Here is a 13,650-nt window from a genome sequence, read left to right as displayed (position 1 = left end):
CCCACCAAGGCCCCCTTCCCGATCTTGACTGGGGCCACCAGGGCCGTGTTGCTCCCCATGAAGACCCCCTCCTCAATGATGGTTTGGTGCTTTTGGTAGCCGTCGTAGTTGCAGGTGATGGTCCCTGCACCAATGTTCACCCCTTCCCCCACCTCGGCGTCCCCTATATAGGAAAGGTGGTTGGCCTTGGTCCCTTTGCGAATCCTGGACTTCTTTACCTCCACAAAGTTGCCGATCCTGACCCCCTTCTCCAGGTGGGTAAGGGGGCGCAGGTGGGAAAAAGGGCCCACTGTAGCGTCATTCTCGACCCTACTCTCGGTGATCAGGGTGCAAAAGCGTACCCGTACCCTGTCCCCGATCTGGGAATCGATGATCTCTACCTGGGGGCCAATCAGGCACTCCTCACCTATGGAGGTCCTTCCGCGTAGATAACAGTTGGAGTGGATTACAGTATCTCTCCCGATGCGGACATCTGGCTCTATATATACACTTTGGGGGTCTTGGATGGTCACCCCCTCTGACATCCAGTGCTGCCGCACCCTCTCTCCCAATACCTCCTCGGCCTTGGCCAGGTCGGCCCTGGTGTTGACCCCCATGATCTCCCAAGGATCAGGGGCATAGAAGGTGCAAACCCTTTTTTTCTCATGGTGGGCGATCTCGATGATGTCCGTAAGGTAATATTCTCCCTGGGCGTTGTCCGATTTTATCGCCCCCAGGGTCTGGAAGAGAAAGGGTTTCTGCACACAATAGATCCCACTGTTGATCTCTTTGATTTCCAGTTCTCGGTCCGTGGCATCCTTTTCCTCTACGACCTTCCGTACCCCGCTCAAGACCCCCCGCACCACCCGGCCGTAACCAGCGGGGTCCTCTATGTGTGAGGTCAGGAGGGTGAGGACGGCCTCTTTTTCCCAGTGGTGGTTTAACATCCCCCTGAGGGTTTGGGAACTGATGAGGGGGATATCGCCGCAGAGGATGACGATAGTCCCGTTGAATCCCCTTAGGATGGGTTCAGTTATTGATACAGCATGGCCTGTGCCGAGCTGGTCCTCCTGTTCTACAAAGGTGATCCTGGGCTCTGAGAAGGAGGCCCGGATCTCATCGCCCTGATGCCCGATGACCACTAAGGTCTTCTCCGGACGCAGTTGCCCCAAGGCGACCTCCAGGGGATAGCTCAACATCGGTCTCCCCAACAAGGGATGGAGGACCTTGACCAGACCTGAACGCATCCTCTTCCCCTTGCCTGCAGCCAGGATGATGACGGCCACCCTTTCCATCTGCCACCCCTTTAGGACTAAATTATAACTAAACGGTGGCCCTGTCAAGGAGGGATAAAAAAGCCCATCCTGCAGGATGGGGGATGCCGGGGTCTGATTTAAGTATATATCCCTTTCTTTCTGCTCTGATCTTTTTTCTGTCAACTGTCTTTACTTCTGGGTCCCTTTTTGTTTGGGGATAGGAATTTTGAAAGCTCTTAAATATCAAAAAGTTTCAATATCCAAAATTAGTCTCTTTGGCACTTAAGAGCCTTTTTCAACAGCCTGTTATGAGTCAACGATCCTTTTAAATCTTGCTTGCGGCAACTTTTTTTGAGTCAATTCGTGCCTTCCTTTTTTTCTTGACACAAAGGTTCAGTTAAACGATAATATTGCTTTAGGAATAAAGGGCCCATAGCTCAGTTGGTAGAGCCACCGGCTCATAACCGGAAGGTCCCTGGTTCGATTCCAGGTGGGCCCACTAGGGCATAAGGTGTGGGTTTACGGCTTGTCTAACTGGGTGAAAAGAAAAGGAGGACTTGAGTGCAGGGGGTGCACCTTTTCACGGTGCACCTTTTTTGGGCCTTTTCAGGGGAGCAGATTTTGAAAAGACAGCTCCAACTCCTTTGGAAACTTCAGAAGGTGGAACAAGACATAGATGAAGCCCAAAAGGACAAGGGGGCTTACCCCCTGGAGCTTGAAAGGCTAAAAGGGTTGCTCAGATCGCTAGAGGACAGAAAGGAGGAGAAAAAGAGGGGCATAGAGGAGCTAGAAAGAGAGAGGAGAAAGAAAGAGGGGGAGTTGGGACTGGAAAGCGAAAGGATAAAGCGCTCCCAACTTCGACTTCTGGAGGCCAAGACCAATAAGGAGTACCAGGCCCTCCTGAAGGAGATCGAGTGGGCCAAGGAGATCAATAGCCAGCAAGAGGAAGAGGTCATCAAGATATTGGAGGAGATTGACCAGCTAAAGGACAACTATGAGTCCATAAAGGAAAAGGGCGAGAGGGAAAGGGAAGAGATAGAGGGGGAGATAGAAAAGGTAAAGGAGCGGATGATTCAAGTGGAGAAGGATATAGCCCAAGGGCACCAGACTAGAGAGGAGATAATAAAAGATCTGGACCCTCAGCTCTTGAAAAGGTATAATACCATAAAGGAAAAGAGGGATGGGATAGCCATTGTCTTGGTGAAGAATGAGGCCTGCCAGGGGTGTTATGTCAATATCCCCCCCCAAATGTATAACGAGGTCCAGAAAAATAGGGAGATCATCCTTTGTCCTAATTGTAATCGAATTCTCTATTGGGAAGGCACTAAAAATAATTAAATTAATAACATGAGGACATCTCCCACATCAAATCCCCCTGGAAGGGGAGAAAGAAAGGTCCTTTTGTATGCGGATGGATCCTGCAAAGGAAATCCTGGAGAGGGAGGGGCAGGGGCAATCGTAAAGGATGGAAAGGGGAGGATCTTATATCAAATAAAGAGATATTTGGGGTCAGTAACCAACAATATAGCAGAGTATAGAGCATTGGTCTTGGGTCTCCAAGAGGCCAAGAAGTTGGGGCCGAAGAAGATAGAGATCTATCTCGATTCCGAACTGGTGGTGAACCAAATCAAGGGGATTTACCGCGTACGAGATGGCAAACTCAAGACCTTAGAAGAGGAGGCGAGAGGACTTTTAGGGCATTTCGCTCGCTGGCAGATCAATTACATACCGAGAGAGGAAAACCGAGAGGCGGATCGTCTGGCCAGGGAGGCGGTAAGGGATAAGGTGGATCAGGTGGTCGCTGGTCCTGTAAAGATAGGATCAGAGGAAAGTCCGAGCTCCAGAGGGCAGGATGGTCGCTAACGGCGACTGCCCCCATTTAGGGGTCAGGAAAGTGCCACAGAAACCAGACCGCCTCCAATTATTGGGGGTAAGGGTGAAAGGGTGAGGTAAGAGCTCACCAGTATTCCGAGCGATCGGGATAGCTTGGTAAACCCCATCCGGAGCAAGACCGAATAGGAGGGGAAAGGGGTGGCCCACCCCAGACCCTCGGGTAGGTCGCTGGAGATAGGCGGTAACACCTATCCTAGATAAATGATCACCACTCCCCAAGGGAGAACAGAACTCGGCTTATGATCTACGATAGGCCTCTGCCGCAACTCCCTGGCCTCATTCAATAACAAAAGAAGTGGATGTGATGGCGAAGGCGTTTTGGATAGGAATCCTGATAATCCTTTTTGCCTCTGCCTCTCCTCTGTCCCTGGCGAAGGGGGAAGAGGCCTTCATTGAGGGTCTCCGTATGGAGAGGGAGAAAGGGGCTTTATCAATCAGTTTTTCCGTAAAAAATTGTTTTAACAATAAGATGGAGGAAGCCATCAAGGCTGGGGTCCCCACCACTTTTAATTTTTTCGTAAGATTGCATAAAAAACGCCCTATTATCTGGGACAAAAAGATCGCCAATCACCAATTCCAACATGACATTGTTTATGATAACCTAAAAAAGGATTTTCGCATCTGGCTCGAGGAGAAGGGAAAGGAGATAAGGGTCAAGGATCTGGAGGAGGCGAAGGTATATATGGCCCGGGTAGAGGGATTTACTGTGGCAGTGCAAAAAGAACTGAAGGGGGGAAGATATGAACTGGCCATCAAGGCGGAACTCGATCCAGTGAAGCTCCCCCTACGGCTGGAATGCATACTGTTCTTCGTCTCCCTTTGGGATTTTGAGACCGATTGGTACCATCATACATTTAAGGTAGAACAATGAGCAAAGATTTAGATACAGAAAAAAGGAAGAGGAGGAGAGAATTCTTCATCATCATAGTGATCGCCCTCCTCATCGTGGGGATTACCTATCTGGAGATCCATCTCCCTCAAATTAGGTCTCAGGTCCCCATCGGGAGCAACATCCTCTTCTTCAGCATCATCAACATCAACCTCATCCTCCTCTTACTGTTGATCTTTCTGGTGGTCAGAAACCTAGTCAAACTCCTTTTTGAGCGCAAAAGGAGGGTCTTGGGGACTAGGTTAAAGACGAAGTTGGTGGCGGCCTTTGTCTCTCTCTCCCTGGTCCCCACCATGCTTTTGTTCTTCACCTCGGCCATCTTCATCACCCATAGTGTGGAGAACTGGTTCAATGTCCAGGTTGAAAACTCCCTTCAGGGTTCCTTAGAGGTAGCGCAAACCTACTACCGGGACTTCGCCAAGAACACCATCCATTATAGCAAAATGATAAGTAAGCTCGCCTCTGGGGGCAGGGAGGGGATCCCCTTAAAGGTGCTCTTAGAGAAAAAGAGAAAGGAGTACAACCTGGGGTGGATTTCGATATTTTCCCCCAAAGGTAAGGTGGTGGCTGAGGTCATAGACCCTCACCTCCTCTATAGTGTGGGGGGCCTTCCTAAAGAGTTGGTAAAGGGAATATTGGATGGGAAAGAGATGTCCAAGATCTCCCCATCATTGGGTGGAGGGGAGATAATCTGGGGAGGAAGCCCCTTTTATGTCGGCAAAAGGGTGGCTGGGGGGGTGGTGGCTGGCTACTACATCCCCCAAAACTTGGTGGCCAAGATGGAGGAAATATCCCAGGCCTTTGTTGATTACAGGCAGTCAAAGATCTTACAAAGGCCCCTGACCTCCAACTACATCATGATTCTCCTCCTTATCACCCTGTTGATCATCTTCTCCGCCACCTGGTTCGGTTTTCGTTTCGCCAAGGAGTTGACTGTCCCCATCAAGGAAATGGCCGAGGGGACCCGGCGGGTGGCCAGCGGCGACCTCGATTTCCACCTCGATTTGGAGGCCAAGGACGAGATAGGTGCCTTGGTAAGGGCCTTTAACAAAATGACCCACGACCTCAAGACCGGCAAGATCCAGCTGGAGGAGAGCAACCTGGCCCTTCAACGCACCAATCTGGAGCTGGAGCAACGGCGCAAATACATGGAGATCGTCCTAGAGAACGTGGCGGCAGGGGTGATCTCCCTCGATAAAGAGGGGAGGATTACCACGGTTAACAAATCCACGGAGAGGATGTTGGATGTCCAGGCAGCGGACGTCCTGGGGAAGAACTACCGCAAGGTCCTGCAACCCGAATACAGAAAGATAGCCAGGGAGTTGATCAAGGAGATAAATGCCTCCCGGAGTGAGAGCATCGAAAAACAGATGGAGATCACCTTGAAGGACAAGGTCCTCACCGTCCTGGCAAGTGTAAATATCCTGCGAGACGAGAAAGGGGAATACCTGGGGATGGTGGCGGTCTTCGATGACCTCACCCATCTCATCAAGATGCAGCGCTTAGCCGCCTGGAGGGAGGTGGCCACGAGGATAGCCCATGAGATAAAGAATCCGCTGACCCCCATTCAGCTCTCCGCCCAGAGGATCTATAAGAGATATCGGGATAAAATAGTAGGTGACGCCAGGGTCTTCGAGGAATGCACCAATACCATCATCCACCAAGTAAACGAGCTGAAGAACCTGGTCAACGAGTTCTCCAGTTTTGCCCGGATGCCCGCGGTGAATCCCAGCCCCAATGACCTTAATGAGATCATCAGTGAGAGCCTCATCCTCTATAAGGAGGCCCACCGCGAGGTCCTCTTCCACTTCTTCGCCGACCCCGAGCTCCCCATCTTCAAGGTGGATCGCGAGCAGATGAAGAGGGTGATCATCAACCTATTGGACAACGCTGTGGCTGCGGTGGACGGCAATGGAGTGGTAGAAATTGAGGTCAAATACAATCCCTCTCTACAGATGGTTACCCTTGAGGTGCGAGACAACGGCTGTGGGATCTCCGATGAGGACAAACCCAAGCTCTTCGAACCCTACTTTTCCACCAAGAAGGCGGGTACAGGGCTTGGCTTGGCCATCGTCAATACCATTATATCTGATCACAACGGCTATATCAGGGTGAGAGACAACCACCCCAAGGGGACCAGGTTCATCATCGACCTCCCCTTGAGGGCTTAAAAGGAGATCTTTTATTTCCTTGAAAATTTATCAAAAGGTGTTAAAATATTTTGAAGGTATGGGGAGATGAGAGAGGGGAAAGGGATAAAATTAGTTGCCCAAAATCGCAAGGCCCGGCACGATTATTTTATCGAGGCGAGCTATGAGGCCGGAATAGTCTTGAAGGGGACGGAGGTGAAGGCCTTACGCGAGGGGAAGGTCAATATAAAGGATGGATATGCCAAGATCAAGGACGGAGAGGCCTTTTTATTGGATGTCCACATCAGCCCCTATGCCTTCGGCAACCGTTTTAACCAAGACCCTCTTAGGCCGAGAAAACTCCTCTTGCACAAAAAGGAGATCCATCGCCTGAGGGGAAAGGTAAAGGAGAAAGGCTTTTCCCTCATCCCTTTAAACATCTACTTCTCTCATGGCCGGGCCAAGGTAGAGGTGGCCCTGGCCAAGGGGAAGAAGTTGTATGATAAAAGGGAGACCTTGAAAAGGAAGGACATGGAAAGGGAGGTGGAGCGCTCTTATATTAAATAAAAAAGTGGTATAATACTGTGTGGGGGCGAAATGGGTTCGACGGGGGTAGAGAGATAAGGGGTGCATGTCGAGGTCCCAACCCTCGTAAAAAAATGGGAACCAACACAAGTGCCAACTATGACTATGCCTTAGCCGCCTAAGGTGCGGCTAACGTCCTCCCAAGTTCGCCTGCAGGCATGGGAAGGGCGTCAGAGATGCAGGCTAGCTCCTTCTGATGCTTATAAGGAAGGGGTGAGTTTCCATAAGCTAGCCCTTGGGAATCCTGCCCGGAGGAGCCCCAAGAGGTGAAAGGAAAATCCAGGCTAAGCATGTAAATACCCTTAAGGATCTGCTTCCGGACGCGGGTTCGATTCCCGCCGCCTCCACCAATAATTTTTGCTGAGGAGAATGGCCAGGAACGACGGACGTCAGTGGGATGAGCTGAGAAGGGTAAAGATCACCCGTTATTACATCAAACACGCCGAGGGATCCGTCTTGATCGAAGTGGGGGATACAAAGGTGATTTGTACTGCCACGGTAGAGGAAAGTATCCCCCCCTTCTTAAAGAACACGGGGACTGGTTGGGTGAGGGCGGAGTACTCCATGCTCCCCCGTTCTACTCACATAAGGGCACCCAGGGAATCAGTACGGGGGAAGGTGGGGGGGCGGACCCAAGAGATCCAGCGACTAATCGGCCGTTCCTTGCGATCGGTGGCCGACCTGAACGCCTTCGGAGAGAGGACCATCCTGTTGGATTGTGATGTGATCCAGGCCGATGGCGGGACCAGAACGGCCTCTATTACGGGGGCCTACGTGGCCTTGGTGGATGCCTTTCGCTGGCTCAAAAAGAATAGAGAGATCGAGGAAATCCCAGTCAAGGACTCCGTGGCGGCCGTCAGCGCAGGGATAGTGGACGGAGAGATGTTCCTAGATTTGGACTACAATGAGGACTCCCGGGCCCAGGTGGACATGAACCTAGTGATGACCAGCAAGGGGGAGTTCGTCGAGGTCCAAGGGACGGCGGAGGAATCCCCCTTTTCCAAAGGTGAACTAGATAAGATGATCTTCTTAGCAATAAAGGGGATCCGGGAGTTGAGCAAAATTCAAAAGGAAGTCCTGGGGCAAGAGGAGGTTTGAAGAGGATAGTCATCGCCACAAAAAATCCTGGCAAGCTCTGGGAGATCGAGGAGTCATTGCGGGAGATGGAGGTAAAGGTCCTATCCCTTAAGGACTTCCCCTCCCTCCCCCCCATAGAGGAAGAAGGGAGGACCTTTCGGGAAAATGCCCTAAAAAAGGCTAGGATTGTGGCATATCATACCGGCAGGTTGACCATAGCTGATGACTCTGGGCTGGAAGTTGATTTTTTAGAGGGAGAGCCAGGGGTGCGCTCCGCCAGGTTTGCGGGTGATGGGGCCTCGGAAGCGGATAACAACCGTAAACTCCTCCAGCTTTTGGAAGGCGTGCCTCCTTTCCAGAGGGGGGCCTCCTTTCGCTGTGTGATCGCTGTGGTCGATCCCCAGGGGGGGGAGACATGGGTAGAGGGAGAGTGCAGAGGGGTAATCGGTGATAAAGCAAGAGGGGAGAAGGGGTTCGGGTATGATCCCCTCTTCCTCCTCCCCGGGCTTGGCAAAACCCTTGCCGAGCTCCCTTTAGAGGAAAAGAACAAGGTAAGCCATAGGGGCAAGGCCCTGGCTACCCTGAAAGAGATTTTAAAAGACCTTCTCTAGCCATCTTTATGGCTTGCAATTTTAAAGGGAAGAGGTATAATCCTCTGCCCGTAAACGGGGCGTAGCGCAGCCGGGCAAGCGCACCTGCCTTGGGAGCAGGGGGTCGGAGGTTCAAATCCTCTCGCCCCGACCAAGTAAAGGGAAGGGAGGTCCCTCTTTACAACCACCAGTGTTGGTGATAGATTATTGAATGGGCGCCTGTAGCTCAGATGGATAGAGCAACGGACTTCTAATCCGTAGGTCGCAGGTTCGAATCCTGCCAGGCGTGCCATTTGATGGTGAGTGTAGCTCAGGGGTAGAGCGCTGGACTGTGGCTCCAGATGTCGAGGGTTCAAATCCCTTCACTCACCCCAAAAATATGCGCCCGTAGCTCAGATGGATAGAGCGTCGGACTTCGAATCCGCAGGTCGGGCGTTCGAGTCGCCCCGGGCGTGCCAAAGAAGGATGGGCCGTTAGCTCAGCTGGTAGAGCAACTGACTCTTAATCAGTAGGTTCGGGGTTCGAGCCCCTGACGGCCCACCAAGTTGACAAAAGGGCTCATTGGCAGACGAGCCGAGAGCGAGAGTGGCGAAACTGGTAGACGCACTGGACTTAGGATCCAGCCCGCCTTAGACGGATGGGGGTTCGAGTCCCCCCTCTCGCACCAAGAAAAATAACTCAGGGTTAAGCCATTGAAGGTCAATGCAGAAGAGCTCAGTCCGACGAAGAAGAGGCTTCAGGTGGAAGTCCCAACCCTACAGGTAACAGAGGTAATTGAATCCTTATACAAGGACCTTCAGAAGAGGGCCAAGATAAAGGGTTTTCGCCCGGGCAGGATCCCCAGAGATATCCTGGAGAGGCATTATAGGGATTATGTAAAGGAGAAGGCTATCTCCTATCTCATCAACGAGACATACCCCAAGGCCATCTCCCAAGAATCCATTGAACCTATCGCCCCCCCCCTAATCGACGCCGGAGAGTTTGCACCGGAGAGACCCTTCGGCTATTCGGCCGTCGTGGAGGTGAGGCCAAGGATAGAGATAAAAGGCTACAAGGGGTTAAAGCTGAAGGGGCAAAGGGAAGAGGTCACCCTTGAAGAGGTAGAAGGCGAACTGGAGAGGATCAGGGGTTTGCATTCCCAGGTAAGACAGGTTGAGGGGCGCGATCGAGTGGGGGAGGGGGATGTGGTCCTCTTGGACTTTCAAGGCCTCCTCGGGACGAGACCTATACGGGAGGGGAAGGCGGAGAACTACCTGTTGGAGGTGGGCTCAGGGACCATGGTCCCTGGCTTTGAAGAGGGTTTGATAGGGAAAAAGACAGGGGTGGAAAAGGAGATAAAGGTGGCCATTCCCCCCGATCACCCCCGTAAGGACTTGGCCGACAAAGAGGTCACCTTTCGGGTCAAGGTCAAGGAGATCAAGCAAAGGGTTCTTCCACCTCTGGATGATGAGTTCGCCAGGGACGTGGGGGACTATAAAAATCTGAAGGACCTGAGGGAGAAGATAAGGAGGGATCTGCAAAGGGCCAAAGAACGCAAGTTCAAGGAGGAATTGAGGCATGAGGTGATCACCCAACTCCTGCAAGAAAATCCCCTGGAGGTCCCCTCCTATCTGGTGCAGCGGCGGAAGCAAGAACTCCTGCAAGAGGTCAAATTCAGATTGGCGGCCCAGCAAAGAGGACTCCTCCCAGAAGAGGAAAGGGAGTTGCAGGAGGAGTATCTGAAGGTGGCGGAGAGAGAGGTAAAGGCCTCCTTCCTGCTAGAGGAGATCGCCCTGCAGAATGGCATAGAGGTAGCGGAGGGGGAACTGGAGGATAGGTTGAAGGAGATGGCCCGGGCCTATAACAGGACCCTGGAAGAACTTAAGCAGGATTCCTCCCTCTTGGCCGTCCTGCGACAGTCTCTACAGCGGGAAAAGGTCTTGGATCTCCTCATCGCTGAGGCCGAGATTGAGTATGAAGTCTAAGGGAAGTAGAGAGATGACTAGCTTAATACCTATTGTAGTAGAGAGGGATGGCCGCGCTGAGAGGGCCTACGACATCTACTCCCGCTTGCTGAGGGAAAGGATCATCTTCGTGGGGATGACCATCGATGATGAACTGGCCAACCTGGTGATCGCCCAGATGCTCTTTCTCGAATCTGAAGATCCGGAAAAGGATGTATACCTCTATATCAATACCCCTGGGGGATTGGTGACAGCCGGCCTGGCCATCTATGACACCATGCAGTACATAAGACCGGATGTCTCCACCATCTGTATGGGGCAGGCATCAAGCATGGGGGCGTTGCTATTAGCGGCAGGGGCCAAGGGAAAGCGGTATGCCCTGCCTTGCTCCCGGATCCTCTTGCACCAACCAATGGGGGGATTTCAAGGCCCAGCCACTGATGTAGATATCCAGGCCCGGGAGATCCTAAGGCTGCGCGAAGAACTGAACAATATCTTGATGAAGCATACTGGCCAGACCTTGGAGAGGATCCAGGCGGATACCGACAGGGATTTCTATATGACCGGCCCCCAGGCCAAAGAGTATGGTATAATAGATGAGGTGGTTGTCCAAAGACCAAAACCAAAGACTCAAGGGGGGGAGTGATGGATAAGAGAAGGGGAGGGCGGCCCTTGTGCTGCTCCTTCTGTGGGAAGAGTCAGGATCAGGTCCGCAAGCTGATCGCCGGTCCGCGGGTCTACATCTGTGATGAATGTATTGAATTGTGTAACGAGATCATCACCGAGGAGTTCGAGAAGGGACCTCTCATTAAGACCACAGTCCCCAAGCCGATGGAGATCAAGAGGGTCTTGGACGAATATGTGATCGGTCAGGAGAAGGCCAAAAAGATCCTCTCGGTGTCGGTGCACAACCACTATAAGAGGGTCTACACCAGGAATAAGATCAACGACATAGAGATCCAGAAGAGCAATATCCTCCTGATCGGGCCCACAGGGACGGGTAAGACCCTACTGGCTCAGACCCTAGCAAAGATCCTAGATGTACCTTTTACCATCGCCGACGCCACCACCCTGACGGAGGCGGGTTATGTGGGGGAAGACGTGGAGAATATCATTCTGAATCTCCTGCAGGCCGCCGATTATGACGTAAGTCGTGCCTCCCGGGGCATCGTCTACATCGATGAAGTCGATAAGATCTCCCGCAAGTCTGATAGCCCCTCCATTACCAGGGATGTATCAGGGGAAGGTGTGCAGCAGGCATTGCTCAAGATCTTGGAGGGGACCACGGCCAGTGTTCCCCCCAAGGGGGGAAGAAAGCACCCCCAGCAGGAGTTCATCCAGGTGGACACCACCGATATCCTCTTCGTCTGTGGGGGGACCTTTGTAGGCCTGGAGAAAATCATTGAGGAAAGGATCGGGGTAAAGGGGATAGGCTTTGGGGCCGAGGTAAAGAGCAGGGGTGACAAACGGATCGGGGACATCTTGAAGGAGGTCCAGCCAGAGGACCTGCTGAAGTTCGGCTTGATCCCCGAGTTCATAGGGAGGCTGCCCGTCATCGCCACCCTGAATGAGCTGGATGAGAAGGCCTTAGTCGAGATCTTAAAGAGACCAAAAAATGCCCTGGTCAAACAGTACAGAAAGCTCTTCGAGATGGAAAGAGTGAAACTGGAGTTCACTGAAGGGGCCCTGGTGGCTGTGGCCAAGGAGGCCCTGAAGAGGAAATCGGGGGCCAGGGGGCTTCAGGCCATCTTAGAGAACATCATGCTGGACATCATGTATGAGATACCCTCTAAGGGGAATGTACGTGAGTGTATGATCAGTGAAGAGGCGATCTTGAAAGGGGAGGGTCCTATCCTCCTCTATGAAAAGGAGGCCAAGGTCGCCTAGGGGAATCGGTTAACACCGGCGGCTTTTGGTCCTGTTATAGGTTTTAAGGGCGGATAGCTCAGGTGGGAGAGCGCCGGCCTTACAAGCCGGAGGTCACAGGTTCAAATCCTGTTCCGCCTACCAAGGAAATGACCAGGGGTCATTTACCAGTAACTGGTAACGTGTAGCCTGTGGCTAAAGATGCGTTTTCTCATAGCTAGTGGTTATAAGCTATGAGTTAAAGGTAAAAGCAAAGCTTTTCTCGGGGGCGTAGTTCAGATTGGTTAGAACGCCGGCCTGTCACGCCGGAGGTCACGAGTTCAAGTCTCGTCGTCCCCGCCAGCAATCTTAAGGGGTTAATCAGCCTTGGTTAACCCCTCTTCTTTTTGGATTTAGAGAGAAACTTCGTCAAAATGAAATTTCAGGGATTTCATTCATAACATTTTATAGATGTCCATGACCTTTTCTACGTACTTACCCCTGCCGTGGGATCTACCGGAATTATAGACGGCCAATGCCTTCTGCCAATCTCTGAGTCTTCTCACCTCATCCCTCAAGATTGACGTCCCCACACGGATATTTACGGCGGGGTGGAAAAGGTCGTCAGGGGAGATGTCAAATCCCCTGCTCCACGAGGGCATGACCTGCATAAGTCCCCTGGCACCCTTAGGTGAAACGGCCTCCTGCACAAAATTGGACTCGGTTTGGATGACAGAGTAGACTAAAAATGGGTCGAGCCCGTTCTTGTTGGAATAGACGTAAATGAGGGCGGCATAATAGTTAGCTTCCCCATCTTCGAGGTGACCGAACTTTTTCAACCTCGATGACATCTTTTTGATGCCTTGGGGTGCGAAAAACGAGTTGAGCCGGTCTACCTCCCTCTGGAGTTCTTGGAACTGGGCCTTGATCTCGGCTTGCGACCCGATGACACTGTCGATGCGGCGGGATAGCTCGAAATTTTGATATATGAGAATGGTGGCAAGGGCAACGAACACCACGAGGGCGAAGGCGAATGCAATAGAAAGCGCTTGTGCACCAATATGCCTAGCTGCTTTATCATCCATTTTTTGATTGCCTCCTTTTTTCATACTCACCAGTGGCAAAAACGAGAACCTTTCTAATTTTTACCACTATATTGTGGTTTGGATAATATATACCACAATATATAGAATTTGTCAAGGGCAAATCTGGCTAGGCATCGCTTTGAGGTTGGAATAAGGGGTCGTCTTATGAGAAGCTACCCACAAACGATCACGAAGTAAATTATAGATTGGACTTTTAAGCATGGGCTTTAATACAGATTACTCAAGATTTTGAGTAAATTTACTCACAATTATGACCAATTGTCAAAACCAAACTTCACCAAGAAAAGCTAAGATCTGAAGCTAAAATTCGGCTTCAATTCTTTATTCTTGTCACAATTATCTCATTATTTAGTAAACT

The 13,650-nt window shown here is 51.5% G+C and carries 11 protein-coding genes, 9 tRNA genes, 2 other RNA genes and 1 pseudogene; 21 read left to right on the top strand and 2 right to left on the bottom strand.

The window, feature by feature from the left end; genetic code table 11:
- A partial coding sequence (gene glmU / locus JRI46_10055) for a bifunctional UDP-N-acetylglucosamine diphosphorylase/glucosamine-1-phosphate N-acetyltransferase GlmU (GenBank protein ID MBW2039910.1) occupies nucleotides 1–1,418 on the bottom strand: 1,418 nt, incomplete at its 3' end.
- Between the two features lie 243 nt (nucleotides 1,419–1,661).
- Between glmU and JRI46_10050 the strand changes: the two genes are divergently transcribed.
- The 21 genes and pseudogenes from JRI46_10050 (at nucleotide 1,662) to JRI46_09950 (ending at nucleotide 12,549) form a co-directional block, all read left to right on the top strand.
- Nucleotides 1,662–1,734, top strand: a tRNA-Ile gene (locus JRI46_10050).
- Between the two features lie 122 nt (nucleotides 1,735–1,856).
- Nucleotides 1,857–2,573 carry a hypothetical protein gene (locus tag JRI46_10045; GenBank protein MBW2039909.1) on the top strand — a complete coding sequence of 239 codons (717 nt, stop codon included), beginning with the start codon at nucleotides 1,857–1,859 and terminating at the stop codon, nucleotides 2,571–2,573.
- Between the two features lie 9 nt (nucleotides 2,574–2,582).
- A pseudogene (locus JRI46_10040) lies at nucleotides 2,583–3,011 on the top strand (ribonuclease HI family protein).
- 6 nt (nucleotides 3,012–3,017) lie between these two features.
- An RNA gene (rnpB, locus tag JRI46_10035) (RNase P RNA component class A) lies at nucleotides 3,018–3,383 on the top strand.
- Nucleotides 3,384–3,432: 49 nt separating this feature from the next.
- Nucleotides 3,433–3,999, top strand: coding sequence for a DUF4390 domain-containing protein (locus tag JRI46_10030; GenBank protein MBW2039908.1), 567 nt, complete (start codon nucleotides 3,433–3,435; stop codon nucleotides 3,997–3,999).
- On the top strand, nucleotides 3,996–6,188 hold the full coding sequence (locus JRI46_10025) for a PAS domain-containing protein (protein ID MBW2039907.1): 2,193 nt from the start codon (nucleotides 3,996–3,998) through the stop codon (nucleotides 6,186–6,188). The genes JRI46_10030 and JRI46_10025 overlap by 4 nt, the downstream gene beginning before the upstream one ends.
- Nucleotides 6,189–6,254: 66 nt before the next feature.
- Nucleotides 6,255–6,713, top strand: a complete 459-nt coding sequence (gene smpB / locus JRI46_10020; GenBank protein MBW2039906.1) for an SsrA-binding protein SmpB — start codon at nucleotides 6,255–6,257, stop codon at nucleotides 6,711–6,713.
- A gap of 21 nt (nucleotides 6,714–6,734) precedes the next feature.
- Nucleotides 6,735–7,081: a transfer-messenger RNA gene (ssrA, locus tag JRI46_10015) on the top strand.
- Nucleotides 7,082–7,100: 19 nt separating this feature from the next.
- On the top strand, nucleotides 7,101–7,829 hold the full coding sequence (rph, locus tag JRI46_10010; protein ID MBW2039905.1) for a ribonuclease PH: 729 nt from the start codon (nucleotides 7,101–7,103) through the stop codon (nucleotides 7,827–7,829).
- Nucleotides 7,826–8,419 (top strand): XTP/dITP diphosphatase, encoded by a 594-nt coding sequence (locus tag JRI46_10005; GenBank protein MBW2039904.1) that lies wholly within the window; start codon nucleotides 7,826–7,828, stop codon nucleotides 8,417–8,419. Before rph ends, JRI46_10005 begins: the two co-directional genes overlap by 4 nt.
- Before the next feature lie 55 nt (nucleotides 8,420–8,474).
- Nucleotides 8,475–8,552: transfer RNA gene (locus JRI46_10000), tRNA-Pro, on the top strand.
- Nucleotides 8,553–8,613: 61 nt separating this feature from the next.
- Nucleotides 8,614–8,690, top strand: a tRNA-Arg gene (locus JRI46_09995).
- A gap of 7 nt (nucleotides 8,691–8,697) precedes the next feature.
- Nucleotides 8,698–8,772, top strand: a tRNA-His gene (locus JRI46_09990).
- Between the two features lie 7 nt (nucleotides 8,773–8,779).
- Nucleotides 8,780–8,856, top strand: a tRNA-Arg gene (locus JRI46_09985).
- Nucleotides 8,857–8,865: 9 nt separating this feature from the next.
- Nucleotides 8,866–8,941: transfer RNA gene (locus JRI46_09980), tRNA-Lys, on the top strand.
- 36 nt (nucleotides 8,942–8,977) lie between these two features.
- Nucleotides 8,978–9,065: transfer RNA gene (locus JRI46_09975), tRNA-Leu, on the top strand.
- Nucleotides 9,066–9,090: 25 nt separating this feature from the next.
- Nucleotides 9,091–10,362 carry a trigger factor gene (gene tig, locus JRI46_09970; GenBank protein MBW2039903.1) on the top strand — a complete coding sequence of 424 codons (1,272 nt, stop codon included), beginning with the start codon at nucleotides 9,091–9,093 and terminating at the stop codon, nucleotides 10,360–10,362.
- Nucleotides 10,363–10,375: 13 nt separating this feature from the next.
- Nucleotides 10,376–10,987, top strand: a complete 612-nt coding sequence (gene clpP / locus JRI46_09965; GenBank protein ID MBW2039902.1) for an ATP-dependent Clp endopeptidase proteolytic subunit ClpP — start codon at nucleotides 10,376–10,378, stop codon at nucleotides 10,985–10,987.
- Nucleotides 10,987–12,228 carry an ATP-dependent Clp protease ATP-binding subunit ClpX gene (gene clpX / locus JRI46_09960; protein ID MBW2039901.1) on the top strand — a complete coding sequence of 414 codons (1,242 nt, stop codon included), beginning with the start codon at nucleotides 10,987–10,989 and terminating at the stop codon, nucleotides 12,226–12,228. The genes clpP and clpX overlap by 1 nt, the downstream gene beginning before the upstream one ends.
- Before the next feature lie 47 nt (nucleotides 12,229–12,275).
- A tRNA-Val gene (locus JRI46_09955) sits at nucleotides 12,276–12,351 on the top strand.
- A 120-nt stretch (nucleotides 12,352–12,471) separates the two neighbouring features.
- A tRNA-Asp gene (locus tag JRI46_09950) sits at nucleotides 12,472–12,549 on the top strand.
- 92 nt (nucleotides 12,550–12,641) lie between these two features.
- On the opposite strand, the gene JRI46_09945 is transcribed toward JRI46_09950, so the two are convergent.
- Nucleotides 12,642–13,271, bottom strand: a complete 630-nt coding sequence (locus tag JRI46_09945; GenBank protein ID MBW2039900.1) for a lytic transglycosylase domain-containing protein — start codon at nucleotides 13,269–13,271, stop codon at nucleotides 12,642–12,644.
- Nucleotides 13,272–13,650 lie beyond the last annotated feature (379 nt).

The sequence above is a fragment of the Deltaproteobacteria bacterium genome, from assembly GCA_019308925.1.
In the GTDB taxonomy this organism is placed as follows: Bacteria; Desulfobacterota; B13-G15; order B13-G15; family RBG-16-54-18; genus JAFDHG01.
Note: the sequence above shows the minus strand (reverse complement) of the source record. Positions and strands in the feature narration are given on the sequence as shown.

Bases quoted from the DNA above. Each gene is read 5' to 3' on its own strand.
- JRI46_10030 (MBW2039908.1), top strand. From the start codon at position 3,433: ATGGCGAAGGCGTTTTGGATAGGAATCCTGATAATCCTTTTTGCCTCT.
- JRI46_10025 (MBW2039907.1), top strand. From the start codon at position 3,996: ATGAGCAAAGATTTAGATACAGAAAAAAGGAAGAGGAGGAGAGAATTC.
- smpB (MBW2039906.1), top strand. From the start codon at position 6,255: ATGAGAGAGGGGAAAGGGATAAAATTAGTTGCCCAAAATCGCAAGGCC.
- rph (MBW2039905.1), top strand. From the start codon at position 7,101: ATGGCCAGGAACGACGGACGTCAGTGGGATGAGCTGAGAAGGGTAAAG.
- clpP (MBW2039902.1), top strand. From the start codon at position 10,376: ATGACTAGCTTAATACCTATTGTAGTAGAGAGGGATGGCCGCGCTGAG.
- clpX (MBW2039901.1), top strand. From the start codon at position 10,987: ATGGATAAGAGAAGGGGAGGGCGGCCCTTGTGCTGCTCCTTCTGTGGG.
- JRI46_09945 (MBW2039900.1), bottom strand. From the start codon at position 13,271: ATGGATGATAAAGCAGCTAGGCATATTGGTGCACAAGCGCTTTCTATT.